The sequence below is a fragment of the Vibrio navarrensis genome, from assembly GCF_015767675.1.
GTDB lineage: Bacteria > Pseudomonadota > Gammaproteobacteria > Enterobacterales > Vibrionaceae > Vibrio.
Map to the genome: position 1 here is coordinate 813221 of NZ_CP065218.1, position 23654 is coordinate 836874.

A 23654-nucleotide genomic window follows, 5' to 3' on the forward strand; every position below is an offset into this window, starting at 1 on the left:
TGTGTCGTTAACCATACTTAAAATGTCTCTTTGGTCAGGAGTACCATTATGAAAAACGAACTCGATTCCACCAAAATTTTGCATGCTTACGAAGTCATTATGGAGCGTGGTACGCCGACGGAGTTCGGAAAAATCTATGAAGGTGTTGAAGCCTTCTCCGATTACGATGGCTACAGTATTTACATGCGCGGTAATGGCGTTGAGTTGAAAATTGGTTTTCACAACACCTATCATCTTGACTACGATCAGGAACATCTCAAAGAGAGTTTCTTGAAGAAAGTGGCGACGCTAGCGAAATAGCGGGTGGAGTGCGGTTGCCCAAGTCATTAGATTCTAAGCTCCACGTGGTCTGTGGAGCTTTTTCTATCGGTCGTTTTGCTATTCAGTGGCCGTCAGATTTTTAGGCTATCAATCAAATAAGAGAGATGTGGCTCAGACTCGGCGCGCTTATCCATCAATGGGTGAGGCGGTTTGGCTAACCAGCCGCGCGCGACCAACTCGTCAAGCAGATCGAGATAGCGATGGCTGCATTTGCCCAGCAAAAGATTATCGAGGCTGCGCTGCTGCTCTAGTTGGCGCATGTGCAAAAAGCCGCTGAGATAGAGGTGATCTTTGGTAAAGCCGCCGCCACGGTAAACGCGCATTGTGGTGGTCCAAGCACTCTCTTGGTTCAACACCAGTTCGTCACGCAGATATTGGTATGTTTGGTAGAAATTATGCTCTTTGAGCATCGAGTGCACCGCCAGTACTCGCGTGGCTAAGAGTTTCAGCCGCTGGTGGGACATCCAGCCCGCTTTGTATTCGGCCAAGATGGCCAATCCTTCTTGAGTGGCTGCCGCGCCGGGCAAGCCTAAACGAAATAGATTGAGCGGCTGCTTTCTTGCATTCAGTGTTGTCGCCATATGCACGCCAAGCTCGTGGTGGATTAAACGCTGCACTTCGGCGTGAGAAAAGCGTGCTTTGCCATTGATCAGCATAGTCGGTGGCTGGGACGTCACCATGGCTTTGGCCGCCAGTGACGTAGACGCAGTGACTTTGCACGGCATGTGCCACTGCTCGGCGGCCTCTTGCATTAACTGCTTGGCCTGCTGTGCGCTGTATTGCTCAACTTCATCGTCTGCCAGCGCTTTGGCGTAAAGAAGAAACTGAGCGTTATTGATAGCGTTGCTATCCGGGCGGCCATAGTGGCGCAAAGAGTGATAGAGAAACGATTCTTGGCCGACGTGGGTAAGCAGATCGACTTGTTCGCTCAAGCTATTGAGCGTGTCGCTGTAAAGCTGGCGCATGTCTGGATCGGCAATCTCTTCAACCGGTAACCGATAAAGCTGAGATTTAAACTCGTTGGCATGCAGGGGTAATTGACGGTAGCGGTAGTCCGGTTGGTAGCGACTGGGCGCGGCTTCAAAACGCTTTTTCTCTGCGCTGAGATTGTTTGGATTAACGTATTTAAGCGTTTCCAATTTTTGCGCCAGTTTATACAGCGCCTTGTCAACGTGCAGTACTGCTGGTTCAATCGATGAGCTGAGCATGTCGGCTTTGCCAATGCGATGCTGTCGGTTAAAGCGGCGCTGGAAATAAGCACCTGTTTGGCTAAAGGCTTGCTTGATCCCGGTTTGCAGAGCTTCCAACACCAGCGGAAATAGGGTTCCGCTCTCTTCCTCCATAAAGATTTTTTTCACTTCGGTTGGTAACACCAGCGTGCGGTCAAAGTGCGCATTGGTGTGGGAAATCAGATACCCTCGACCTTCAAACACCGCATTGATTGCCGCGCTGGTGGTCATGTTGGGTAGCGTTATCTGCTCAAGCTCAGTGCAGAAACGTTTCACTACCGGGCCCCAACGTTCCATATCGATCTGGGCGGTGCCGATGTTGAATATTGGCGCGTCGGCCTTTTGTCGTTTGTAGTTGTACGAATGAAGATCAAACACCACCACCATCCCGTGCAGGGCTTCTAGCTTGCCAATCAGCGCTTGATAGAGCGTGTAGAAAGCGGCGTGTTTGCGATGGCTCTCTTGCCGTTGATGGGCACTAAGCGCTTTTTGCCACACTTGTCGGCTCCATGCCGATTTGTAATAGGTGCTGAGCGCCATCGGACGATTAAGATCGTACTCAAAACGAGAGTCGAGACCGATTAACGTAATCGGCTGGGAGGCGATCATTTGATCGGTAAACGGGTCTTCTTCAAAATAGCGTTCGTCTGGGTTAAGCAAGCACTGTTTGTGCAGATCGGGTCTTAAACGATGTCCGGCGTGAATCGCGGTACAAACCACGGGAAGGTATTCATCGATTTTGATGTAACAGCCCGCACCGATTAACTCGCCGTTAAATGGCAATCCTTGCTTGATAAACCCAAGCATCTCTTGCAGGGAGTAAGCATTAGTGTTCGATGTGTGCATTTTGCACGGCGCTGCGAAACGCGCTTTTGCGCTGTTGCAACAGATCTTTCGAGTTTACGATGTTTTCAACAAAATCAATCACCTGACGCTGAAGGCGCACGCGGTTTAATTTGTTGATGCGTGTGATGCCACCGGGGCTGAGTACGTTCACTTCCACCAGCTTGTTACCAATCACATCGAGACCGGTAAAATAGAGGCCATCGCGAACCAGTTTGGGCCCGATTGCGGCGCACAAACGGCGTTCCTCCTTGCTTATCACATGCTTAACCACCGAGCCGCCAGCGTGCACATTGGAGCGGAACTCTCCGCTCGCCGGGACGCGGCGCATTGCACCAATCGGCTCTCCGTTTAGCATCAGAATGCGTTTGTCACCCTCTTCTGCGCCTTCGATGTAATCTTGCAAAATCACGTAGTTACTCTGTTCCCCTTCACCAATGTAAAAATCGAGCAGAGAGCGAAAGTTTTGCCGCGCGTTTTTCTCAATCACAATCACGCCATGGCCGCCAAAGCCATTGAGTGGCTTTAGGATCATCTTCTCGCTGGGCGATTCTTCCAACACGCGCTGAAGGTAATCGCGGTTTTTTGAAACGTGGGTGCTGGGAAGAAACTCGCTCGCCGTTCCGCCCATGCTAGCGGTGTAAAGCTTGTTATTGGCAATGCGTAGCCCTTCTAAGTCATTGATGATCAAGGTATCATCTTTGATTGAATCGAGAAAGTTTAACGCCAGATTATCCAGTGGCGGATTGGCGCGCATAAAAATAACGTCAAAGCCCGCCATGGGGAGGCGGGCTTTTTGAAACTCAGCTTGGCGATAGAAAGTGGGCACTTTCCCGGAGATTTTTTGGCCCTTTTTCAGGACCTGACAGAAACCGAACACGTTGCTGTCACGAATGGTTAACCCGCTTGTTGTTGTAATGGCAACCGTATGGCCTCTGGACGCGCATTCGTGCACTAAGCGCAACGTGGTGTCCGTTTCCGCACATACCTGCTCCCATGGATACATCAAAAAGCAGATATGCATTAATCTTCCTCGTTTAGGCTTGCGTCTTCTTCCACGTAATCATCCCCTGCGTCTGGCTTATTGCGGCCATTCAGAGTGTGAAAACGCTTGCGACCACGCGCTAAACGAACGTATTTGAGCCAAGTGCGTTCTACTTTGCTGTTGGCATTTTCTGGGTTATCCAACAGAGTCAGAAAATGTTCTTCTGCTTCGTTTTCTGGTGTCAATTCACCTGTTTCCAGAGCCTGCAAAGTGTCCCCATAAAGTGTTAGGATTTCCTCTTCTGCCAGAGTAAAATCACCGGATTTGGCAAATCCTCTAGGAAACTTTGCGTTATCGTAAAAACGTTTTTTGCCATGACGAATCGTCGTGTCAGACATATCAAACAGCCTCTATAACCGTTATTGATCAACAATGATGATTTACGGCGAAAATTAGGCGCAAAGTTAACAAAAGAAAAACAAAACATTTTTATCGAAAAGATTGTTTTTTATTGTTAATCTGATGGCGATTAACCCGGAGAAGTGCAATGGACGTAAAGGTCTTTCGAACATTTTTAGAGTTGGCTAAGGTCCGTCATTTTGGTCGAGCGGCAGAAAATCTCTACATCACACAGGCTGCGGTGAGTGCCCGAATTAAGCAGCTAGAAAGCTATTTTGATACCCAGTTATTTATTCGTGATCGCAACAACATCAAATTGACGTCCGCGGGTGAGCGCTTGGTTGGCTATGCGGAAGTGATGGTGGCGACGCTGCAGCAGGCTAAGTTAGAGCTGTCGATGCAAGATGGCCGAGGGTTGCAATTGACACTGGGTGGAACGCCCAACGTGTGGGATGCCTATCTGCAAAACTGTTTGAGTGTGGTGAGCGATGCGTTTGGTGGCTACGGTTTTATCGCCGAAGTGATGGGGCGTGAGCAACTCAATCGTGGCTTGCAAGAGCGCACGTTAGACATGGCGTTTGCTTTTGATCAAATTAAGGCCGATGAACTGTACTGCAAAAAAGTGGCCGATTTAGTGCTGATACTGGTGTCGACTCAGCCGCACAACAGAGAGACGGTATTTGACAACAAATATGTTTACGTCGATTGGGGCACCAAATTCGCGTCTGAGCACGCCGAACGCCACCCCAAAAGTATGGCTCCATACTTACGTACTTCGACTGCGCGCATTGCCTTGGATTTCATTTTAGAGAAAGGGGGCAGCGCTTATTTGCCGGCTTCTTTGGTCCAGCCGTTCATTGCCAATGACCAACTGTATCGTGTCCCCGGTGTTGAGGATTGGTATCGTCCTATATATCTCAGCTATCGCAAAGCCAGTTCGACCATAGATGCGATTCGCCAAGTGGAGGAGTTGGTGAAGATGATCGATCCACTCACCGCCTACAGTTTGCAACAAGTGGCCGAGCGGCCTGTTGAAGACGAATAAAACCGTTCTGGCCCCTGAGATACAACAAAAAGCCTCATAACGAGGCTTTTTGTGTTTTAGGAGAGGCACTACAGGTTCATTAGGCTTTCAAGAGAATCCTCAATATTGTTGCAGTGATAGGTTCGGATAAAGTTCCCATCACGGGCATTGATTTGAATGGTTGAGATGCTTTTAGGCCCCTGAGTTTCAATGATACCCAGTGAGTCTTCCACAGAGTTGCTGGTAATAACATTGCTGTTACGCAGCACAATAATGCAGGTATGCAGATCCATAGCCGTTTTCCTTCTATCTGACGTTGCTGACCCAGCCATTAATAAGCGGTGAACTGGTGTCACAACTTTTACCTTAGTTCAGTTTGGCAAATTTGCCACAAGAATGGATGCAGCGAAGGCTCATCATTGTCGCGACATTTCATTCGTCATCATTCAGTTCCGAAAATGGCTGGTTGTGTGCGCTGTGATGTTTACAATTAGGGCATCAAGCGAAGGAGTGTTTTAGTGGCGATATCAGTCTATTCATCGTTGACGACAGAGCAATGCCAGCAGGCAAGAATGGCGCGTGACAGTCGTTTTGACGGCTTATTTTATGTGGCGGTAAAAACCACAGGCATCTTTTGTCGTCCGGTCTGTCCGGCTAATCTGCCGAAAGAAGAAAATGTGGAATACTACAGCGATCGCACCCAAGCGCTTGATGCCGGATATCGCCCTTGTTTGCGTTGCAGGCCAGAAAGCCACCCGGGCTCTTGGGCGTGGAAAGGCGTAGAAACCACCTTCCAGCGCGCGCTCAATCTTATTGACAGTGGCTCGTTACAGCAGCACTCTCTCACTGAACTTGCACAGCGATTAGGCGTGAGCGATCGTTATGTGCGGCAACTGTTTTCACGCTATTTGGGCATCTCGCCCAAGCAGTACGCCCAATATCAACAGTTGATGTTTGCCAAACAACTGCTGCACATGAGTAATCTCAGTGTTACAGACATCGGCTTTGCCGCGGGTTTTAACAGCACGCGTCGCTTTAATGACGCTTTTAAAGAAGTGATCCAATTGACTCCCTCACAGGTGCGGCGAGAAGTTGCGCTGCCAGCAGATGAGCAAGCGCTGATTATCCCTTTTCAGGGCGCTCTCAATTGGTCACATATGCTGAATTTCTACCGTTTGCGCGCAATTGAGGGTGTCGAGCAAGTGGATGAGAACAGCTACTCCCGCTTTGCAGATTTGGCGGGAGCGCGCGCTTGGTTTAGGGTGCAGCAAACGGCAGAACAGCAGATGACGGTGTGGTTTCGATTAGACGATGTTGGCCAACTGCACTTGCTAGTGAAAAAAATTCGCCAAATGCTCGATCTGAATTGCAATACCGATAACATTGAGCGCCATTTTCAGTCACTCGCTCCTGGTCTTGTCAAACAAACCGGTATTCGCATTCCCGGAGTATGGAATGCATGGGAAGCGGGCGTTCGCGCCATTTTAGGTCAGCAAGTGTCGGTTAAGGCGGCCATCGGACAGCTTAACTTGCTGGTGAGCACGTTAATGCCAGAGCCTAGTGAGCGTTGTTTCCCAACCCCTTTGCAACTTGCTCAAGCGAATCTCGATTTTCTGCGTATGCCGCAAAGTCGTAAAGAGACCTTGCATCGCTTCGCCTGTTATATGCAAGACAACCCTGATGCGGATCCAAAAACGTGGTTAGCGCTCAAAGGGATTGGACCTTGGACGGTCAGTTATGCGCAGCTCAGGGGAGAATCGCGCCCAGATTGTTTTTTAGATAAGGATTTGGTGGTGAAAAAAGCTTTGCTAGCTTATCCGCAACTGAACGCAAAAACGGCCTCCCCATGGGGGAGTTACGCTACTTTTCATCTATGGAATCAATGATATGAACTATTACACTATCGCACCAAGCCCATTGGGTGAGATGACGTTGCAAGCCAATGATGAAGGCATACTTGGCATCTGGTTTACCACTCAAACGACTCTGCCAGATGATCTCGGTCAGGAAAATGCCAACCACGCCGTGCTTAGTCTGGCGTTAACTCAACTGGATGAATACTTCACTGGAAAGAGGACCCAATTCGACTTGCCGATTGCTGCTAAAGGAACCGCTTTTCAGATGCAGGTTTGGCAGGCGTTAACCACCATTCCTTACGGAGAAACATGGAGTTATCAGGAGTTAGCCAATGCGATTGGCAACCCAAAAGCAGTTCGGGCGGTGGGGCTTGCCAACGGTAAAAACCCGGTTTCAATTGTAGTACCTTGCCATCGTGTGATTGGTAAGAACGGCAAACTCACGGGTTATGCAGGCGGAATTGAGCGGAAGCGGTGGTTATTGGAGAGAGAAAGCAATCAGGGACGATAAGCCCCTGATTAAGTCATTGTTAAGCCGTTTGAATTTTTGCTTGATAGCGCCCTGGTTTGTGATTCATGGCCAAAATCAAGTTGGTGGCCACCGCGCCTAACACGGAAAGCGCAATTAGAGTTGGCTCAACAATAAACAGCGACATGATGACGATGCCGCAATCGAGCGCCATTTGCACTTTACCTGCTCGGATGCCAAAGCGCTCTTGTAGAAACAGGGCAAGAATGTTGAAGCCGCCCAAGCTCATTTTGTGGCGGAAAATGATCAGCATGCCAATCCCAATCAATCCGCCGCCCAGTAGCGCTGCGTAGAACGGGTCAATATGCGCGATTTCAATCACGTGATGCAGATGGTCAACGGCGAAAGAGACAATCGTGACCGAGATAAAGGTGTTGATGGTAAAACGCCAACCCATGCGCAGCACGGAAAGTAGGTAAAAAGGCAAGTTGAGGGCAAAAAATACCTGACCAAAACTAAAGTCGCTGATTTTTGTCAGGAAAATTGCTAATCCAGCGGTGCCACCAGTGAGTAGTCCCACTTTGCTGAAAAAAATGACGCCGAGTGAAACCAAGGCACTACCGAGCGTCAGAGCCAATAGATTTTCTCTGAGGCTATGATCTTTATCCATTATCATGATTCCTTTCTTATTTGGTCGTCAAAGACGTAAAACGGGCAAAAAACTGACTAAAGATGTCGACTATTGTGTTTTTTGTCGAGTGGCATACTGAAATCGGCAAAATGTTATGTGTTTAACAAAATTTACACAGCGGATTTGAGGTTGAGGGAAAAAATGAGTTTGCTACAAGGCGCATACAAGGAGAGCTTCAATGATCAAACAAATTGGAAAAACCCAGATCTTAGAAAAACACACCGCTTCCTGCCATTGTGGCAAGGTTGTGCTCGAACTGAGCCTGCCCAATGGTATTGAGAAACCAAGACGCTGTGACTGTTCGATTTGCCGACGAAAAGGGGCCATCGTCGCTTCGGTGAAATTGGACGGTATCCGCATTTTGCAAGGTGAAGAGTCACTCAAGCTGTACCAATTTAATACCCACACCGCCAAGCACTACTTTTGCTCTCACTGCGGCATCTATACTCATCATCAACGTCGTTCCGCGCCGGACGAATATGGTTACAACCTCGGTTGTCTGGATGGTGTGAACCCGTATGAGTTGGGGGATGTGCCGCTAATGGATGGCGTCAACCACCCAGCGGACTGGCAGTAATTGGCAGGGGTGATTTCTGCGCCAAAGTGCGCTAAGCGAAAGCTTCATTGGGGCAAACGAATCGGTTTACCCCTTTTTTCGCTTCAGAGCGTAAACAGCGCGGAGTTAAACATTAAGTGGACGGCAATGCTGGCAAAGTAACCAAACAAAATCACTGGCGTCCATTTTAAGTGACCAAAGAAGGTATATTTCCCTCTGGCGGCGCCCATCAATGCGACCCCCGCTGCTGAGCCAATCGAGAGTAAACTGCCGCCAACACCTGCGGTTAGCGTGACCAGCAGCCAGTTACCTATCGACATGGCGGGCTCCATACTCAGCACGGCGAACATTACCGGGATGTTATCAACAATCGCCGAGAGAAAACCAACCATGACGTTGGCCCAGAACGGATCCCACTCGCTATACATGGTGAGTGAAACCACCTGCAAATAGCCAAGCAAACTGAGCCCACCGACACACATCACTACGCCGTAGAAAAACAGCAAGGTGTCCCATTCGGCGCGCGAGATACGGTGAAAGACATCAAAGGGCATCACCGAACCTAAACGTTTCAACGCCTCTTCATCCCCATTGGCAATGGCGATGGCGGTTTTTCTCGCCAAAGAACGCACCAAGGTTTTTCTGAGAAAATAGCCAAAAAACTGCAGATAGGCCAAGCCCATCATCATTCCCATCACAGGAGGAAAATGCAGCACGGCATGGAAAGCCACTGCCGTGGCGATGGTCAGGACGAACAGAGCGACGATACGCCTTGCACCGCGTTTTAGCTCGACGTGTTGGTGAAGGGTTTGTGGTCGCTCTTGAGGAATAAAAAACGACATGATCAAAGCGGGCACCAAGTAGTTGATGACGGAAGGCAGAAACAGCGGCATGAACTGAGAAAAACTGACATGGCCAGCTTGCCACACCATCAAAGTGGTGATGTCGCCAAACGGGCTGAAGGCGCCTCCGGCATTGGCCGCCACCACGATATTAATACAGGCAATATTGACAAAGCGCCGATTATCGCCGGAGACTTTAAGTACCACGGTGCACATCAAAAGGGCGGTTGTGAGATTATCGGCAATCGGAGAAATAAAGAAAGCGAGAGAGCCCGTGAGCCAGAAGAGTTTGCGAAAATCGAAGCCTTTTCCCACCATCCAAGCCTGCAAAGCGTCAAACAAACCGCGCTCTTCCATCGCGTTAATGTAGGTCATTGCCACCAGCAAGAACAGCAGTAGCTCGGCATATTCCAGTAAGTTGTGTTCTAAGGCCAGTTTGGCAACGTCACTTTGTCCATGTGCTTGATAAGCAAAACCAATGAGGATCCAGATGAGACCCGCTGCCAGCAGCACAGGCTTCGACTTACGCATCTTGAGATACTCTTCCAGCATCACCAAGAGATAGGCGAAAAGGAAAATAACCAGCGAGACGATTCCAATGGCAGAGGTGGTGAGATCAAGCGTACTGGTGTTGGCCGCGTGACTCCAAGTAGGAAAAAATAGCAGGATGAGTGCAACCATCCATTGAAAAATGCTCATAGAAATTTCTCCTTATTTGTTTGGAGAAATTCTAGACACAAATGAACGGCTTAGGTGTGATTACAGTCCAATTCGTTGGACGTCGCGAATGTTAGCGCTTGAGACTGTATAAACCAGCGACACTGAGCAGAGCGGCAACAAGATACAGGCCATGAGATAACCAGGCGCTGAGTTCTAAAATCGGTGTTAATTGACTGGTCCACATAACCCCTCCTTGCTATCTTTGGCTACCACATGTGGAATGAATTGGTCACTTTACCGAGTTTATTGGCAAATTTTTGTGATTACTTACAAAGAGTTAGATGTGTCTTTCTCTTGTTTTCTCGAAGTGGGATTTAGGTCGCAGTTTGCAAAGGTCTAATCACGATTTTGCTGAGGAAGATCATGGAAAATCCCTCGTCAGTTAACTCCCTCAGATGTGACTAGGCAATTATTGCTTGGTTAAAAAGAACGGTCGTGCTAAAAAGGGCCACTATGAGTAAAGGTCGAATTACAAAAGAGTACATACTGCAGCAAGCGTTTCAGTTAGCCAGTGAAAATGGGCTAGACAGCTTAACCATTGGTGAACTGGCAAAGTTGTGCGGTATGTCGAAAAGTGGCTTGTTTGCCCACTTCAATGCCAGATTGAATTTGCAGTTGTCAGTGCTTGAGTACGCCAATCAAGTGTTTGCTGAGCGTGTTATTGCGCCAGCCAGACGGTTGGGGGATGGCGATATTGAACAGAAGATTCGCCAGCTTCTCGATAATTGGATGACGTGGAATCACTCTTTTCAAGGCAGTTGTATGTTTCTTGACGCGTGGAATGACGTCAGTAGTAAAGAGTGCGAGCTGCAAAATGCGTTGCGTCAATCGATAGGGCAGTGGCTGGATTACTTGCAAATTCAGGTAGAAAAAGGCATCGAACTCGGAGCGTTTCGTGCTGATTTGCAGGCGAAGCAAGCGGTATTCGAATTGTATGGCCTCTACTTAAGCGCTCACGTGTTCTATTCGATTCGTGGTAAGCAGGATAGCCAAACGCATTTTTGGTTAGGTGTTGAGAAATTATTGGTCAGTTGGCGCGCGCTTTAGGCGTCGATAAGTAAGGGCAACGCGGTTGCCCTTTTTAAAACATGAAAATAGCACGGTCGTTCTATTGCGATCCAAGGACAACAAAATGAGTGAAAAAATCTACTTCAATACGTCAGGAAAGTTCAGCCTAAAGCGCAGTTTAGTGAATTGGTCTACTCGCTTGCATCACACGCTTGCCCCGACTCATGCGAAGAAAACCGCACGTAAGTTATTACTTACTCCGGCGCGAACGAAGAGCAAAAATGCACAACCGAATGGACTGGTGAAAGGCCAAGTCAGCACATCTCACGGCACTTTGACCACCTATCAGCTAGGTGCGGGGCCGGTTTGGGTGCTGACCCATGGTTGGTCAGGAACGGCCAGCCAGTTTTTCCCGCTAATGGAGTATATTGCCGCACAAGGATTTACTGCGCTTGCCTATGATCATCCGGCGCATGGTGAGAGCTCAGGTGAGATTGGACACATTCCCGCTTTTGTTGAAGGCTTAGAGGCGATACTCGACTCGGTTGAGCAAATCGAAGGTTTGATCGGTCACAGTATGGGAACCGCATCCGCGCTTGAATGCCGTCATCGTAAACTGGAAAACAAGCCGATTTTGTTGATTGCGCCCGTGCTCAACTATGTTGAGAACCTGTTCTCGAGTATTGAACGTTCAGGCTATTCGATGAAGCTGTTTAAGGCGGTGGTGTCAGAGGTTGAAGAGCAGTTCAATTATCCCATTCAGTCTATCGACCCTTATCGCCGTTTGGCAATGCGCGAAGCACCAACAATCATAGTGCACGATCAGCAAGATAAATTCACCAGCCACGCAATATCGGCCTCTGCCGCGAGAGAAATGCCACGTGTTGAACTGATCAGTACCAGCGGTCAAGGGCATGGTCGCGTGATGAAATGCCAGCAAGTGTTTGAGAGCTTTGATCGTTTAGCCAAAGCGTGCTGAGAAAGAAAAGATCAGGTGCTTGCACCTGATCTTGCTTCTTAGTGGATTAAGTAACTAACGGAGGTTAGTTGCAGTTAGCAGGGCCCACTTCTTTCCATACGCCCCATTGACCAGATTTGGTTGGATCATCACCTTGAGTCCACCATTTCGCTTGCCAAGTTTTGTCTGCGTAAGTGACTTGCTGACCACCAGTGTAAACGGCGGACGCATCCCATGCATTACTACAGGTGCTGCCGCTGTCCTTCTTCGCCACCACAACCGTTGTAGAAGCGACCGAGCTTGCTAAGCCATCACTCACGGTGACCGAGAAAACTAGGTTAGTATCTGCGCTGTATTCTGCGGCGGTGAAGGTCACTTTCGAGCCGCTGACTTGTGCGTTCAGCCCTTGTGGCAACTGCCAAGTGTAAGTTAATACGTCGTTGTCCGCATCGGAAGAAGCCGAAGCATCTACTACCACTATATCACCCGCGTTGGCTGTTGCAGGCGCGCTCACCTTCGCAACTGGCGCGGTGTTGACTGGGCCAGTATCTTTCGCTTTCACTGTGACCACCACCGTATCGATTGCACTGGCACCATCAGCATCAGTGACGGTCAGTTGGAACGCCAAAGATTGATCGGCGGCCACTTCCGCTGCGCTAAAGCTGGCGGACGCGCTGTTTGCGCCAGTTAATGTCACCGTTGTACCGCTGACTTGCTTCCACGCATAGCTAGTGATTGGGCCTTCCGCGTCTTTGGATGCAGAGCCATCGAGCGTCACAGTAGCAGGACCGACAACAGTGATGTCAGCGCCCGCATTAGCCGTGGGTTTTTTGTTGGGTGGTGTCACCACGCTGCCAGCCAAACCTTCATGCATAGCATTGAGGATATCGCCGTTATCGGCATCAATTTCCCACGAGAACAAGCCCGCTAAGCCTTGCGCTTTCGCATAAGCACCTTTGGCGAGCACTGAGCGATGGTCATCAAAGGTGATCAGCGTTCCTTTGCTACGGTTCCAAACGTACGGCGCTTCAGCTTGTGCATCATAGCCATATTCAAAGCCATTGATGCCGGTATTATCTGGCCCTAGCATGTAAGACTTAATGCCTTTGTAATCGATGACACCATCCTCCCAAACACCTTGGGCTGTGCTGCCTTTCAGTTTGCCTGTGCCTGTGCCTGTCATCGGATCGGTTGGGTCGGTGAGGGTGCTCGGCATCACGCCTTCCCAACCACGGCCATACATCGCCGTTCCTAGTACCAACTTGTTCGCAGGTACGCCTTGTGCAAGCAACAACTGAATGCCGTGATCGGCGGTGTACGCAGGGCCTTTGTATGGTACGCCATTCTCATCGACGCCAGTACCGTCACATTGGCCGGGGCGCATAAAGTTACCACAGTACAATGCCGTTTGATGTCCAGGCACATTGTTCCAACCGCCGTAGAAGTCATACGTCATGGCAAAGATGTAATCCATGTATTGGATTGCATCGGCATAGTTGACATCTTCGATCTTGTCATGGCCGACACCGATAGCGGAAGTCAGCTCGTAAGTTTTGCCTGTTTCTGCTTCTAACTCGTCTAGCATGGCGCGCAGTTCACGCATCAGCGCCACATATGCAGGGCCGTCATTTATCGGATCGCCTTTATCTGCTGCTGCGCCGTCACCGCCAGGAAATTCCCAGTCGATATCAACGCCGTCGTAAAACTTCCATGTGGTCAGGAAGCGTTTTACCGAGGCAACAAAGGTGTCACGGTTTTTCTTGTCAACGAAGTCATAGAATGGGTCAGACAAAGTCCAGCCGCCGATAGATGGGATGATTTTCAGATCAGGATAACGCTGTTTGAGCGCCATCATCATCGCGTAGTTGCCTTTGATTGGCGTGCTGTACTGATGCCCGGCTTGTGGGAAACTTTTTTGGTAAGCGGCCCACGGGTCGTGGATCACCACTTCATAATCTGGCACTCCCTGACAGGCGGTTTGCAGTGCGTTGAAACTGTTGCCGCCAACTGATTTGACCGATTCATTTGGACCACAGATAGGGATAAAACCGTAGAGAATATGAGTGAGATTTTGTGCCGGAAGGTTATCCACTGTGTAGTTGCGGCCATAGATGCCCCATTCAACAAAGTAAGTGCCTACTACGGTATTTTTATCCGTGTTGTAAGACTTGTTATTGTGGTCAACATTCATGACTAGCGGTTTTAAGTGCGCACCATCGGTATCGGCAATGGTAATTTCTGCGGGGGCACTTTTTGCGCAGCCTGTGACATCACAAGCTTCGATTTCCATCTGGAACAAGCCGCCTTTGCCATACTGGAAAGCGGCTGTGGTCTGGCTGCCAGAAATCGCACCAGAGGCCACTTTGACCCCATCAAAGTAGATATTGTACGTATCGCCAGTATTGCCACTCCATTGATTGAATTTCACCGATATGGTGGCCTGGTCATGATATTTTACCATCTGGTTGTAACCAGCCGTGGTTTCCATCGCGAGTTCAATTTTTGAAAACTGCAGATTGTTGGAGCCATACAGATCCAAGCTTGGTGCGGTCGGTACGGCAAGCGCGGCTCCGGAAAGAGCCAACGTAATACTCGCTGCACACAGGTTTAATTTAGTCATCATGTTTCTCTCAGTCCTTGAATGTTATGTCATTAAAATAAGAGACATAATCTGCCAGTGAATGAGTTCACGCGGCATCATCAACAGTATTGAAGAGTCTTTTTTTTCAGCAAAAAAAATTAAAGCGCTTTTCGAGTGACCAGAGAGAAATCGATGGAAGAAAAGTACGTGTTACATTGGAAATGGAACCGTGGCATAAAGTTTTATAAATTATCGTACAGCATCGTGAAAATTTTGCAGTTTGACATAATTTGGCCATATGTCAGTGATTTCACCATCGGAGAATTCCTCAATTGGAGATGTCGAAATGTTCTCGTAATGCTTGGCGACGATCTTGCGCCGAACCGTCAACACTTTGCAAAATGGTGTCTTCATAGCCTTTTTTCACCAGCCGCTGAGATGGAGAGTCAGGGACGATACGGCGTAGTTGAGGGGAATTGTCGTTACCGGTCAGTTGGTAGACGGTCAAACCAATCCCCGTCTCAATGGTGATGCGTTTGCCATTAAACTGATAGCTGGTGGCGATCAAACGATTGTTGCGATAAACGCCTGTCTCACTCAAGGTCAGTATTTCGGTTTGATAGGGGGGCGCACCAATTTCAATCCAATCACCATACACATTCGCTGGGTTAATGTATTTCTGGTATTCGATATAAATTCGGTAGGAAAAATAAGTCACTAAGGCAAGGAAAAACAGCGTTACTGTTGAGGCAATCAAAGTGCGCCGGATGCGACGCCTTCTTTCTGCTGCTTCTCTATTGTCGTCCAGTTTACGATTTTCGTTGGTGGCTTTACTTGTGTTCATACATCATCCTTGTTCATGGCTAATAGTGGTTTTTTTGTCCCCAATTAGCAACATTTCCCTCCGAAAGTTTGTACTTTTCTGTGTGATCGATGTGGTGATGAGCTTTTTTATCGCCACGCGAGGAATGGCTTGAGGTCAATGGGAAAACACGGTAAAAAGAGGTTCCGCATCCAGCGGTAATTGAAGTGTTTAAGGATAAACAATGATCAAAGAAAACAGCTATTTTGCAGGTACCGTTAAATCTCTTGGCTTCGAACAAAATGGCGAAGACAGTAGCGTGGGTGTGATGTTGCCAGGCAATTACACTTTCGGTACCGATGCCCCTGAGCGCATGACTGTGATTAAAGGTTCCTTGGTCATTAAGCGCGCCGGAGAGGATACGTGGAGTACCTACAATGCAGGTGAAGCGTTTGAAGTGGCGGGAAAATCTTCTTTCGATTTACAGGTTGAAATCGCCACTGCTTATCTGTGCGAATACTTATAAAAACAAAGGGGTCCGAATCTCGGGCCCTTTTCTCTAATTAACCTGAGATCGGTTTAACCCACCGCCATCAGTCCTGACTTTTCGGTGTCAGTGATATTTAGCGATGGCTTTTCTGGCTTTAGACAGTAAGCGATTAAGCCACCAAGTAAATTCAGCATGAAACCATGTAAGCTCCTATGGTGAGAGTGCTCAATTTGAGAGATGTTTTTCAGTTGGTCATTGATGGTCTCAATGACGAACCTTTTTGGCCACATCACTCTGTCCCAAGCAGCAAGAAATTCAGGTTTCCTATTCTTACGGTGAGTCGTTATCAAGGTAATTCAATCGTCCTTCAAATCGTCGCTAAGGGCTTTACTGATATAGCCTTTGTCCGCAAGCCTATCGAGCAGCCCTTTTGATAATTCACGAACGGGTTTTCTATCGTCCGTATTCGCAGGCGTGAGTTTGGCGGCAACGATATCACCAAGGTGATTCGTGGTGATGTGCAGCTTAAACCCATAAAACCACCCTATTGAGCTTTTTCCTCTCGCCGCTGTCCCTTGAAATACTTTGTGCTTTGGGATACGTAAGCTGTGACAGACCTTGATACTCGTAGAGTCAATAAACTCCATGCCTGTAGGCTCTCCTTTCAGATAGGTGAAGAAAGAACTGAGAGGGACTAATACGGAAGGCATGACTTCAAGAAAACGCGTGTCGCTGAGCAGGGTTGGAAATTCATTCTTGTGGTATCGGTGGATAATGCCGAGATAGAAGTTCTTAAAATCCCGTTGGTGCGACATATGAAAAGCAATAATGATGGTCATGACTTCGCTTTCGGACATGCGACCTTTGCGATGACGCTTACGTTCCCCACTCCCAAGCTGAAGTTAGTCGCGACGCCCACTGCGGAGTTAATCCCGAGTAACTTACCCCAGAACTTGGTCATGTCCTTGTAGAGGGTTTTTCCCGTCACGACGAACAAAGATTCCATAACGGTGAGCAAGAAAGACAAACCTATGGTCAGTGGGACGAATATAAAGTGATAGAGTGCGGTACTAGCGAACTGAAACCGAGACAGAAGCAAACATAAGGGCTCCTTCCCGCTAACAGAGTAGCGGGTTAGATAAGGTTATTATTGGTCTGTTTAGTTAAGCGTTAAAGCTTGGTGTTGCGCGTCAATTGCGCCTTTGCTAATGTGCGAGAGAAGGGTTTTCTCAACCAGTAATCTAAGCTTACGTAGCGACCACCGCCATAGAAGAACAGCACCAGCAACATCACAAAGTAGGTGGTCGTGAACCCCATACCGTTGTTGAGCATCACAGGGTCACCCAATTCGGTGATGTAGTTGTATCGACCTGGGAAGTTGGTTGCTAACCATTCCATAAAGCCGTTCAAACGTACGGTTGCTTCCATGCTGCTGGTGGCGATGGCATCCCAACCGTGTTTCCAGTGCACCATTGCGCTAGCAACGCTCATCAAGAAAATCATCGGAATCGACATCACTCGGGTAAACAAACCCAATGCGATACAAATACAGCCGAGAACTTCCGTACCTGCGGCAAGAAACGCTAACAACTCGGGAAATGGTAAGTTCAAACCACCATCTGCGGTGGATGCGCCAAACCACGCGACGGTGCCAGAGAAGCCCAACACCTTAGAGCGAGCACCGACAAAAATGACCGGAATGAGGTAGAGACGAATCGCAAGCAACGCTAAGTAATCGTATCTTCTGCATTTCTCGACGAGACCGTCGAACCAATTGAGGGCTGACTTAATCATAATTTTTCTCCTGAAGGGCGGACGCTGACGAGTCCTAGTTCACTGAAGTGTTGAGCCCACTCCATGAAACTGAATCTGGCGAGTTGCTGAGCAATCATTTGTTGTAGTTGAGTCAGAGTCAGAGTCAGGTTTGGTTGCTGTTGTAATAACTGAATCAATGCGACATCCACTTCTCTGAGCTTTTGCGATATCACATGATGCTGTGAGTTCCGATACACGCCATAAAATACAGGGTGACGCCTGTCAGTGAGAAAAGTCACGGAGTCTTGATGCAGCAAGAAAGGCACTTCGAGCAGCTTTAATGTTGGGTTGAGTTGCAGCACTTGGTTCTCTTCGAATATCGGATTCGGTGAAGAAGTGAATGCCGCGACTAAGGTGTCAATCTCTACATTGAACGCCACCCATTCATATTCCAACAACGCCATCTGGTCGGCAGAAATGGAGCTGGAATCTTGATGCGCTTTCTGTTGCAAAAACTGAACAAACTCGGTGGCAATATGATGAAACTCAGGTTCGGATGCGCCATGTATCACCACAAAGTCATCCACCATGCGTTCAAGTTGTTCATCAGCGAACTGCGAAGAAAATAGAGGGAACGTATTCGCAACGACACCCAAGATGTTGTCGCGGATAAATTCGCTATATCGACACAGCGCATGCTGATTCATAGGCGTGCGAATCAGAGCCGTTATGGACTCAGTTTGCGCGCGCATTTTGCTAGGAGGTTTAAGCATTGAGCACCTCCTTACACAACACTTCGAGTGTTTGGCTGAAATCCAAGATCTCACCATGAATGCTGCGAAGCTCTTCGGCCAGAACAAGCAGCGACGGCACATTGTGGTCGCGCTCAAGCAGCAAAGGCTTGCTGCCATGCACCGAGTAGGTGTAACGAGCCAGATCAATCACTTCATCAGGTACGGGTTTACCATGAGTATCGAGCAAGAAGTCGTCACGCTCTTTCAAGTGACCCGCAATGTGGTAATAACGAATCGCGTCGCTTGGTAAAGTGCTTAGCATGTCGTAAGGGCAGAAATGATGATTTCGGCTGTTGACGAACACATTGTTGATGTCGATCAGCAGCTCACATCCACTGCGCTCACTCACTTCAGCGATAAACTCGCCCTCTGGCATTTCATGTCCGTAATCGTGGTAGTAAGAGATGTTCTCTAACGCCAATGGACGCTGAATAATGTCTTGCACGCGTTGAATGCGTTCGACCAAATACGGAATGTTCTCTTTATGTCGAGGGATCGGAAGCAGTTCATACAAATAGCCCTGATTGTCTCTAGAGAAACTCAGATGTTCGCTATAGATGTCGATATTAAATTCATCGAGAAAGCGTGCGACGCCTCGTACAAAAGACTCGTTTATCGGCTGGCAATCACCAATCGATAAGCTCAAGCCATGAGCGACAAGAGGATAATATTGAGCAATGTCTTGCAGCTGTTCACGTTTCAAGCCGCCAATATTCATCCAGTTTTCCGGTGCTAATTCGAGGAAATTGATATCTGGGTGTTCGGGCAACTGACACAGTAAATCAACGTGTTCGCTGCGCAGCCCAATCCCTTTTGATGTATCGGTTATTGTCCGCATACCCCACCTGTGATTTTGCTTTTGGTTAATTTGATGGTTTCAGCTGAAGGGTTAATGCCTTCACCTGTCACACCACATTTACCGTCACGGGCGCGTACCAACCGGCCTTGCGGATCATCTTTCAACTCTTGTTTCTCAAAGCGTTTCTCTGTACCACATTTACCAGCCGCACACTTACCGCCATGTTGAGAGCTGGATTGAGCTTCTACGGGAGCTTCTGTGGGTACATCAGCAAACGCCATGCCTGAGTTTAAAGTAATGACAGACGTCATCGCGATAGATAGAGCGAGTTTATTGTTCATGAGACATCTCCTTCGCTGCGCTCATTGGGTAGCTAGATAAGTCGTGACCAGCGATAACTTGACCGTGGTAGTACTCTTTAACGATCTTGATGGAAGCGGGTTTGAGTTTTAGACCTAAGCCCATCCAGTGGTTAAGCACCAAGAGTTTTGGATTTACTTCTGCGGCGATCTTGCCGACAACCGATGGCTTAGCGTGCAGAAATGACGAGACTTCGTCGGCTTCTTCATGAATTGCCAATGGCATCAATAAGATGTCCGCACCTTTAGCGAAGTCGATGAAGTCAGGGTTACTGCCGTTTTGGTCGGCGGAAATCACCATCACTCCTTCGGCACTTTCGATTCGAAAAGCGAGGCAAGGTACGTCGCCGTGTGGGATGCCTAGTGCATAAATGGTCAACCCATCTTGCTCGTACACCTTGGTGCCTTGGGAAGTTTTGTATGGCACATCCGTAATAGTGATAGGGAACAAGCCATCACTGCCATCAAACAAACCATTCAAGTATGCGTAAGCGCCTTTATTACCGTCGAAAAGCGCTTGCATGTAACCGGTTAGGCTAGGGAATGCAGAGCCCGCTTTCGGACCGGCAATATCGAGTGGATCTTCACGATCAAAGAAGTAACCACCTTTTAGCAGGGCTGGAACGTCGGCGACGTGGTCGGTGTGAAAGTGGCTTAAACCAAGGAAGTCTAAGTCTTCCAGTTTGCCGCCCGCTTGACCGAAACGCAGATAGACACCGCCACCGGCATCGATCATCACGCGTGATTTTCCTTTCCACCAAACCAGTTCACCAGACGATGCGCGAAGGTCATCAGAAATTGGTCCGCCAGAGCCAAGAAGCTGCAAAGTAAAATCTTTGTCGAGCGGTTCGAGAGAGATCGCGTAACTGTTGGCGGCTCCGAGCGATAACCCCAGAGCCAGCACTAACGCTTTTAAAGGCTGTTTCATATCGAATACCTTTTCTTATTTGTTTTCTTTGGGTGAGCATCCAAAGAAGAGTTGAAGAGGCAAGAAAAACGATTTGTTTTTGATGTCCGTCAAAGCACGGGAATAAGATATCCAATATTGGTGGTTAATTATATCTAGTAATTTTAAAGCCTTGTTCAGGTAAATTGAACGTTATTGATTTGAGCAGAACAAGCATCAGAATGTAAAAAGGCACCGCGAAGGGTAATGCCCTTGTTTCTTGTGTATTTTCCAGACATTTTCCCGTCTTAGAGATCGACATTTTTACCGGAGTATGATCAATTATTGGTTTTAAGAATGAAGCCTATAATGCCATGAATATCTCCTACCGTTTTAAGCTGATCTGTGAAGAAATTGCTGAACTTAACGAACTCACCAGTAAAGGGAAGCACAACGCCAGAAAGCTAAAGCGTGCTCAGATCCTTTTACTGGCAAATCACAGGCAACATACAGACGCTGAAATAGGTCAGCTCTTAAATACCAGTACTTCAACGGTCTAAAGAACCAAACGCGGCTTTGTCGAAAGATCTGATCGCAGAACCCGCTTTTAGTTCCCTTCAATTCTTAACCCGAGTTCAGGTTAATTAGACAAAGTGACCTGTTTGGTAATCTTTAATAGCTTGCTCAATTTCTTCCACGGTGTTCATCACAAATGGGCCGCAGTGCACGATGGGTTCATGGATTGGCATTCCAGCGAGAATTAGGGCGCCACTTTCCTCTTGCGCCGACAGTTTCAGTTGTTCTGCGTTGCTCAAGACGCCGAGTTGCCCTGCACTGACAAGGTGTTGGTCAATGGCAATTTTCCCTTGGTAGACAAATACTAAACATTGAAAGTCTGCCGGGATCTCGACCGTGAGCTCATGGGAGGCGTTGCTGCGCCAATCGGCAATGGTCATGGCTATCGAACTGCTTTGCAGTGGGCCAGCGATCTCATGCGCATCGATAGATAGCGCTCCGGCAATCACGCGAACTATGCCCCAGTCAGGATGGCTTTTTTCGGTAATGCTCTCAGGCTGGAAATCGTGGTATTGCGCTGGCGACATTTTGTTTTTGGCTGGCTGGTTAATCCAGATTTGAAACCCATGCAGCTGCCCATCCATCATAATCGGCATTTCGCTGTGTATCACGCCGCGACCTGCCGCCATCCATTGAGCTCCACCACTTCTCAGTTCTCCGACATTCCCCATGTGATCTTTGTGCTGAAAATGGCCATTGAGCATATAGGTCAAGGTTTCAATACCGCGATGCGGGTGCGGTGGAAAGCCGCCGATATAGTCGGCCGCCTTATCTGATTTCAGCTCGTCAATCATCAGAAAAGGAGAAAAGTTCGGTTGGTTAAAACCCGCGACACGACGAATATTAACCCCATCACCATCTGAGGTTCGAACGGCGCGATGGAGTTGTTTTACAGTGCGGTATGAGGACATGGCTGACTCCTTGTTTTTCCAATGAGTTTAATGACATTCGTCGAATGAGAGCAGGTTGGAAAGTTGTTCAACATGTTCGAAAGATTTGAAAACCAGCAAGTGTTTTGGCGAGAAAATTGGCATCCTGATCTGGACAATTCAGCATGTCGGAAACACATGCTTACGGTTTTCACTCTCATTTGAGAGAGGTATTTAAATCGTCATAGGGGGAATTGACTATACTAACAATAGCCTAGTCAAAACGGAGGTGTAGTGTGTCTGTACAACCGAAGCACAGTGACCATTCCCCTCGCTATGAAGTGCCGGATCTGACCAACGAGCAGCGGCATAGATTTACCTCGGTGGCGAACAAAGCGCAGGTAAGAAAAGAACAGTTGGAAGAGCGCCCTACTATTATTGAAGCGGCCAAACGGGCAGCGTTAAAGCCTGTGGTACAACCGCGGCCAAACAAAATAAATAAAGTGCGTTATGCTATTTGGCTATGCACTTTTTTAGCGGTCTGTTTGTGGCTGATGTATATGGCGGGTTAGTTAGGCTCATTGGATGAATGTTGTTCCTTTTAGGCTTTGTGCGAATCGTTAATATTTGCTCGGGCGTTGGCGAGGTATCAAGGGTGACACATTCGACATAGAGGCAGTCTGATACGTTTCCAACGGGTGACTAAAGTGGTTTTGCTCGTCCTCGTTGTAGTAAGTGAAACGATTCTTGCCTGCGTGCTTGGCTTTGTACATGGCTTTGTCCGCGCAGCGTGTCAATTCTGAGAGCTCAAAGGCATCTTGCCCGTATATCGCCGCACCTACACTTAAGGTCAAACCTTGAATCCGCTGATTCGCTTGATAGCCAGTGCGATAGAGCGTAATGATGCGTTTGAGGATGTTGTCCAGATCTTGGCGATTTTTTACCTCATAGAGCATCAAAACAAATTCATCGCCAGCGAAACGGGCGATGGAATAATCATTCTTGTCGGTGCGACGATCTTTATTGCGGATGTTATTTTTCAGCCTTCGAGCAAAGTGTTGCAGCACCTTATCGCCAACATCATGGCCGTAGTTGTCATTGATGGTTTTAAAATTGTCGATATCAATGAAGATAAGCGCGGTGATGCAAGTCGTGGGCGTGGCGTCTATATCTTTGAGCTTCTCTTTTGCCCAGATCTCGAAACTCCAGCGATTGGCTAACCCAGTGAGCTTATCGGTATAGGCGAGATCTTCGATGCCTTCGAGATAGAGAGAATGGACGTAGTTGATCAACCGGTAGTGGTAAAACGCAAAGGCATGACAAATAAGGCTAGTGAAAATTAAGGCGATCACAAGGCTGTAGGCCGTTTGGATCGGATACCCTTGCACGGGATGGCTGACAAGCAGAATCACGCAAACCGTAAGATAGAAAAGCGAGTTCAGTAATACGCCGATTTTAAAACGGTTAAGTAGGATAACTGCGCTTAGAATGGGGAACAACCACAGCAAGCGATCTGGGTTTGGTGTGGTGTGGAAAATCATCGGCATTGCGCCAAGCAATAGAATGGCACTCAAGATCAGGTCGGCATTAAGGCCCTTACGGCTGTGCTGAAGGTAAGCAAAAACCAATAAGCTCAACAAAGCAAACGCACCATTGAGTAGCGCAATACTCAGATGAGCCGCCAACGCTTGTTCAATAGTGTGGTAGAGAAACAGCCCGCAGGACGCGAGTGACCCAATGCTGACAATTTTGCGCTTTCTCGTCAGCCTTATATCTGCCATTTCTTCGATATGTTGTCCTGCTAAAGTGGCCATTTTCCCTCAATAAATTCTGCAACCTGTA

General features: G+C 48.2%; 24 protein-coding genes and 2 pseudogenes. 9 read left to right on the top strand and 17 right to left on the bottom strand.

Going from position 1 to position 23654, the window contains the following annotated elements; genetic code table 11:
- Positions 1-48 precede the first annotated feature (48 nt).
- A complete protein-coding gene (locus tag I3X05_RS20250) occupies positions 49-300 on the top strand; it encodes a DUF3081 domain-containing protein (protein ID WP_045571396.1) in 252 nt (83 codons plus the stop codon).
- 92 nt (positions 301-392) lie between these two features.
- On the opposite strand, the gene I3X05_RS20255 is transcribed toward I3X05_RS20250, so the two are convergent.
- Genes I3X05_RS20255 through I3X05_RS20265 form a run of 3 tightly spaced genes read right to left on the bottom strand, consistent with a single transcriptional unit; the run spans position 393 to position 3776 of the window.
- Positions 393-2396: a flavohemoglobin expression-modulating QEGLA motif protein gene (locus tag I3X05_RS20255; RefSeq protein ID WP_337971215.1), complete on the bottom strand. Its 2004-nt coding sequence runs from the start codon at positions 2394-2396 to the stop codon at positions 393-395.
- Positions 2377-3417, bottom strand: coding sequence for a glutathione synthase (gene gshB, locus I3X05_RS20260; RefSeq protein WP_337971216.1), 1041 nt, complete (start codon positions 3415-3417; stop codon positions 2377-2379). The genes I3X05_RS20255 and gshB overlap by 20 nt, the downstream gene beginning before the upstream one ends.
- Positions 3417-3776 (bottom strand): DUF413 domain-containing protein, encoded by a 360-nt coding sequence (locus I3X05_RS20265; protein ID WP_039426671.1) that lies wholly within the window; start codon positions 3774-3776, stop codon positions 3417-3419. Before I3X05_RS20265 ends, gshB begins: the two co-directional genes overlap by 1 nt.
- 149 nt (positions 3777-3925) lie before the next feature.
- Here I3X05_RS20265 and I3X05_RS20270 point away from each other — a divergent pair, with 149 nt between their 5' ends.
- A complete protein-coding gene (locus I3X05_RS20270) occupies positions 3926-4822 on the top strand; it encodes a LysR family transcriptional regulator (protein WP_045571393.1) in 897 nt (298 codons plus the stop codon).
- Positions 4823-4890: 68 nt separating this feature from the next.
- On the opposite strand, the gene I3X05_RS20275 is transcribed toward I3X05_RS20270, so the two are convergent.
- Positions 4891-5094 (bottom strand): hypothetical protein, encoded by a 204-nt coding sequence (locus tag I3X05_RS20275; protein ID WP_061895461.1) that lies wholly within the window; start codon positions 5092-5094, stop codon positions 4891-4893.
- A gap of 225 nt (positions 5095-5319) precedes the next feature.
- Between I3X05_RS20275 and I3X05_RS20280 the strand changes: the two genes are divergently transcribed.
- Together I3X05_RS20280 and I3X05_RS20285 are read left to right on the top strand one after the other, a co-directional pair.
- A complete protein-coding gene (locus I3X05_RS20280) occupies positions 5320-6687 on the top strand; it encodes a DNA-3-methyladenine glycosylase 2 family protein (RefSeq protein WP_193166708.1) in 1368 nt (455 codons plus the stop codon).
- 1 nt (position 6688) lies between these two features.
- Entirely contained in the window at positions 6689-7168 is a 480-nt protein-coding gene (locus I3X05_RS20285; RefSeq protein WP_045571390.1) for a methylated-DNA--[protein]-cysteine S-methyltransferase, read from the top strand.
- Between the two features lie 19 nt (positions 7169-7187).
- Here the strand turns inward: I3X05_RS20285 and I3X05_RS20290 are convergent, their stop codons facing one another.
- Positions 7188-7796, bottom strand: coding sequence for a YitT family protein (locus I3X05_RS20290; protein WP_045571389.1), 609 nt, complete (start codon positions 7794-7796; stop codon positions 7188-7190).
- 199 nt (positions 7797-7995) lie between these two features.
- Here I3X05_RS20290 and I3X05_RS20295 point away from each other — a divergent pair, with 199 nt between their 5' ends.
- The gene (locus I3X05_RS20295) at positions 7996-8394 is read left to right on the top strand and encodes a GFA family protein (protein WP_193166707.1); all 399 of its coding nucleotides are present in this window, start codon (positions 7996-7998) and stop codon (positions 8392-8394) included.
- Between the two features lie 83 nt (positions 8395-8477).
- On the opposite strand, the gene nhaD is transcribed toward I3X05_RS20295, so the two are convergent.
- Complete coding sequence (gene nhaD / locus I3X05_RS20300) at positions 8478-9914, bottom strand: sodium:proton antiporter NhaD (RefSeq protein WP_337971217.1); 1437 nt, start codon at positions 9912-9914, stop codon at positions 8478-8480.
- A gap of 474 nt (positions 9915-10388) precedes the next feature.
- Here nhaD and I3X05_RS20305 point away from each other — a divergent pair, with 474 nt between their 5' ends.
- Positions 10389-10982: a TetR/AcrR family transcriptional regulator gene (locus tag I3X05_RS20305; RefSeq protein WP_045571386.1), complete on the top strand. Its 594-nt coding sequence runs from the start codon at positions 10389-10391 to the stop codon at positions 10980-10982.
- Positions 10983-11067: 85 nt separating this feature from the next.
- Positions 11068-11922: an alpha/beta hydrolase gene (locus I3X05_RS20310; protein WP_045571385.1), complete on the top strand. Its 855-nt coding sequence runs from the start codon at positions 11068-11070 to the stop codon at positions 11920-11922.
- Between the two features lie 64 nt (positions 11923-11986).
- Here I3X05_RS20310 and I3X05_RS20315 read toward each other — a convergent pair whose 3' ends face one another.
- Positions 11987-14521, bottom strand: a complete 2535-nt coding sequence (locus I3X05_RS20315; protein ID WP_337971457.1) for a glycosyl hydrolase family 18 protein — start codon at positions 14519-14521, stop codon at positions 11987-11989.
- Positions 14522-14810: 289 nt separating this feature from the next.
- Positions 14811-15326, bottom strand: a complete 516-nt coding sequence (locus I3X05_RS20320) for a DUF2850 domain-containing protein (protein ID WP_337971218.1) — start codon at positions 15324-15326, stop codon at positions 14811-14813.
- Between the two features lie 202 nt (positions 15327-15528).
- Between I3X05_RS20320 and I3X05_RS20325 the strand changes: the two genes are divergently transcribed.
- Positions 15529-15810, top strand: coding sequence for a pyrimidine/purine nucleoside phosphorylase (locus I3X05_RS20325; RefSeq protein ID WP_045571384.1), 282 nt, complete (start codon positions 15529-15531; stop codon positions 15808-15810).
- 53 nt (positions 15811-15863) lie between these two features.
- Here the strand turns inward: I3X05_RS20325 and I3X05_RS20330 are convergent.
- The 8 genes and pseudogenes from I3X05_RS20330 to I3X05_RS20365 form a co-directional block, all read right to left on the bottom strand.
- Positions 15864-16670: pseudogene (locus I3X05_RS20330) on the bottom strand (IS982 family transposase); the annotation flags it as partial.
- Positions 16667-16873 (bottom strand): annotated as a pseudogene (locus tag I3X05_RS20335) (cytochrome ubiquinol oxidase subunit I); the annotation flags it as partial. The pseudogenes I3X05_RS20335 and I3X05_RS20330, both read right to left, overlap by 4 nt.
- 71 nt (positions 16874-16944) lie before the next feature.
- Positions 16945-17568 (bottom strand): DoxX family protein, encoded by a 624-nt coding sequence (locus I3X05_RS20340; protein ID WP_193157499.1) that lies wholly within the window; start codon positions 17566-17568, stop codon positions 16945-16947.
- On the bottom strand, positions 17565-18302 hold the full coding sequence (locus tag I3X05_RS20345; RefSeq protein ID WP_193157498.1) for a putative DNA-binding domain-containing protein: 738 nt from the start codon (positions 18300-18302) through the stop codon (positions 17565-17567). The genes I3X05_RS20340 and I3X05_RS20345 overlap by 4 nt, the downstream gene beginning before the upstream one ends.
- Positions 18295-19161, bottom strand: a complete 867-nt coding sequence (locus I3X05_RS20350; protein WP_193157497.1) for a DUF692 domain-containing protein — start codon at positions 19159-19161, stop codon at positions 18295-18297. The genes I3X05_RS20345 and I3X05_RS20350 overlap by 8 nt, the downstream gene beginning before the upstream one ends.
- A complete protein-coding gene (locus I3X05_RS20355; protein ID WP_193157496.1) occupies positions 19149-19463 on the bottom strand; it encodes a hypothetical protein in 315 nt (104 codons plus the stop codon). Before I3X05_RS20355 ends, I3X05_RS20350 begins: the two co-directional genes overlap by 13 nt.
- Positions 19453-20409, bottom strand: a complete 957-nt coding sequence (locus I3X05_RS20360) for an MBL fold metallo-hydrolase (RefSeq protein WP_193157495.1) — start codon at positions 20407-20409, stop codon at positions 19453-19455. The genes I3X05_RS20355 and I3X05_RS20360 overlap by 11 nt, the downstream gene beginning before the upstream one ends.
- Before the next feature lie 602 nt (positions 20410-21011).
- A complete protein-coding gene (locus tag I3X05_RS20365) occupies positions 21012-21854 on the bottom strand; it encodes a pirin family protein (protein ID WP_193157494.1) in 843 nt (280 codons plus the stop codon).
- 254 nt (positions 21855-22108) lie between these two features.
- Here I3X05_RS20365 and I3X05_RS20370 point away from each other — a divergent pair, with 254 nt between their 5' ends.
- Complete coding sequence (locus I3X05_RS20370) at positions 22109-22384, top strand: hypothetical protein (protein WP_193157493.1); 276 nt, start codon at positions 22109-22111, stop codon at positions 22382-22384.
- 48 nt (positions 22385-22432) lie between these two features.
- On the opposite strand, the gene I3X05_RS20375 is transcribed toward I3X05_RS20370, so the two are convergent.
- Positions 22433-23626: a GGDEF domain-containing protein gene (locus tag I3X05_RS20375; RefSeq protein ID WP_045571376.1), complete on the bottom strand. Its 1194-nt coding sequence runs from the start codon at positions 23624-23626 to the stop codon at positions 22433-22435.
- Between the last annotated feature and the right edge of the window lie 28 nt (positions 23627-23654).

What these genes read in the sequence shown, in the direction of transcription:
- I3X05_RS20310 (WP_045571385.1), top strand. Translation starts at nt 11,068, where the DNA reads ATGAGTGAAAAAATCTACTTCAATACGTCAGGAAAGTTCAGCCTAAAG.
- I3X05_RS20305 (WP_045571386.1), top strand. Translation starts at nt 10,389, where the DNA reads ATGAGTAAAGGTCGAATTACAAAAGAGTACATACTGCAGCAAGCGTTT.
- I3X05_RS20265 (WP_039426671.1), bottom strand. Translation starts at nt 3,776, where the DNA reads ATGTCTGACACGACGATTCGTCATGGCAAAAAACGTTTTTACGATAAC.
- I3X05_RS20350 (WP_193157497.1), bottom strand. Translation starts at nt 19,161, where the DNA reads ATGCGGACAATAACCGATACATCAAAAGGGATTGGGCTGCGCAGCGAA.
- I3X05_RS20365 (WP_193157494.1), bottom strand. Translation starts at nt 21,854, where the DNA reads ATGTCCTCATACCGCACTGTAAAACAACTCCATCGCGCCGTTCGAACC.
- I3X05_RS20295 (WP_193166707.1), top strand. Translation starts at nt 7,996, where the DNA reads ATGATCAAACAAATTGGAAAAACCCAGATCTTAGAAAAACACACCGCT.
- I3X05_RS20355 (WP_193157496.1), bottom strand. Translation starts at nt 19,463, where the DNA reads ATGAACAATAAACTCGCTCTATCTATCGCGATGACGTCTGTCATTACT.
- I3X05_RS20345 (WP_193157498.1), bottom strand. Translation starts at nt 18,302, where the DNA reads ATGCTTAAACCTCCTAGCAAAATGCGCGCGCAAACTGAGTCCATAACG.
- I3X05_RS20325 (WP_045571384.1), top strand. Translation starts at nt 15,529, where the DNA reads ATGATCAAAGAAAACAGCTATTTTGCAGGTACCGTTAAATCTCTTGGC.
- I3X05_RS20290 (WP_045571389.1), bottom strand. Translation starts at nt 7,796, where the DNA reads ATGGATAAAGATCATAGCCTCAGAGAAAATCTATTGGCTCTGACGCTC.
- I3X05_RS20320 (WP_337971218.1), bottom strand. Translation starts at nt 15,326, where the DNA reads ATGAACACAAGTAAAGCCACCAACGAAAATCGTAAACTGGACGACAAT.
- I3X05_RS20285 (WP_045571390.1), top strand. Translation starts at nt 6,689, where the DNA reads ATGAACTATTACACTATCGCACCAAGCCCATTGGGTGAGATGACGTTG.
- I3X05_RS20250 (WP_045571396.1), top strand. Translation starts at nt 49, where the DNA reads ATGAAAAACGAACTCGATTCCACCAAAATTTTGCATGCTTACGAAGTC.
- I3X05_RS20270 (WP_045571393.1), top strand. Translation starts at nt 3,926, where the DNA reads ATGGACGTAAAGGTCTTTCGAACATTTTTAGAGTTGGCTAAGGTCCGT.
- I3X05_RS20255 (WP_337971215.1), bottom strand. Translation starts at nt 2,396, where the DNA reads ATGCACACATCGAACACTAATGCTTACTCCCTGCAAGAGATGCTTGGG.
- I3X05_RS20375 (WP_045571376.1), bottom strand. Translation starts at nt 23,626, where the DNA reads ATGGCCACTTTAGCAGGACAACATATCGAAGAAATGGCAGATATAAGG.
- gshB (WP_337971216.1), bottom strand. Translation starts at nt 3,417, where the DNA reads ATGCATATCTGCTTTTTGATGTATCCATGGGAGCAGGTATGTGCGGAA.
- I3X05_RS20360 (WP_193157495.1), bottom strand. Translation starts at nt 20,409, where the DNA reads ATGAAACAGCCTTTAAAAGCGTTAGTGCTGGCTCTGGGGTTATCGCTC.
- nhaD (WP_337971217.1), bottom strand. Translation starts at nt 9,914, where the DNA reads ATGAGCATTTTTCAATGGATGGTTGCACTCATCCTGCTATTTTTTCCT.
- I3X05_RS20315 (WP_337971457.1), bottom strand. Translation starts at nt 14,521, where the DNA reads ATGACTAAATTAAACCTGTGTGCAGCGAGTATTACGTTGGCTCTTTCC.
- I3X05_RS20275 (WP_061895461.1), bottom strand. Translation starts at nt 5,094, where the DNA reads ATGGATCTGCATACCTGCATTATTGTGCTGCGTAACAGCAATGTTATT.
- I3X05_RS20340 (WP_193157499.1), bottom strand. Translation starts at nt 17,568, where the DNA reads ATGATTAAGTCAGCCCTCAATTGGTTCGACGGTCTCGTCGAGAAATGC.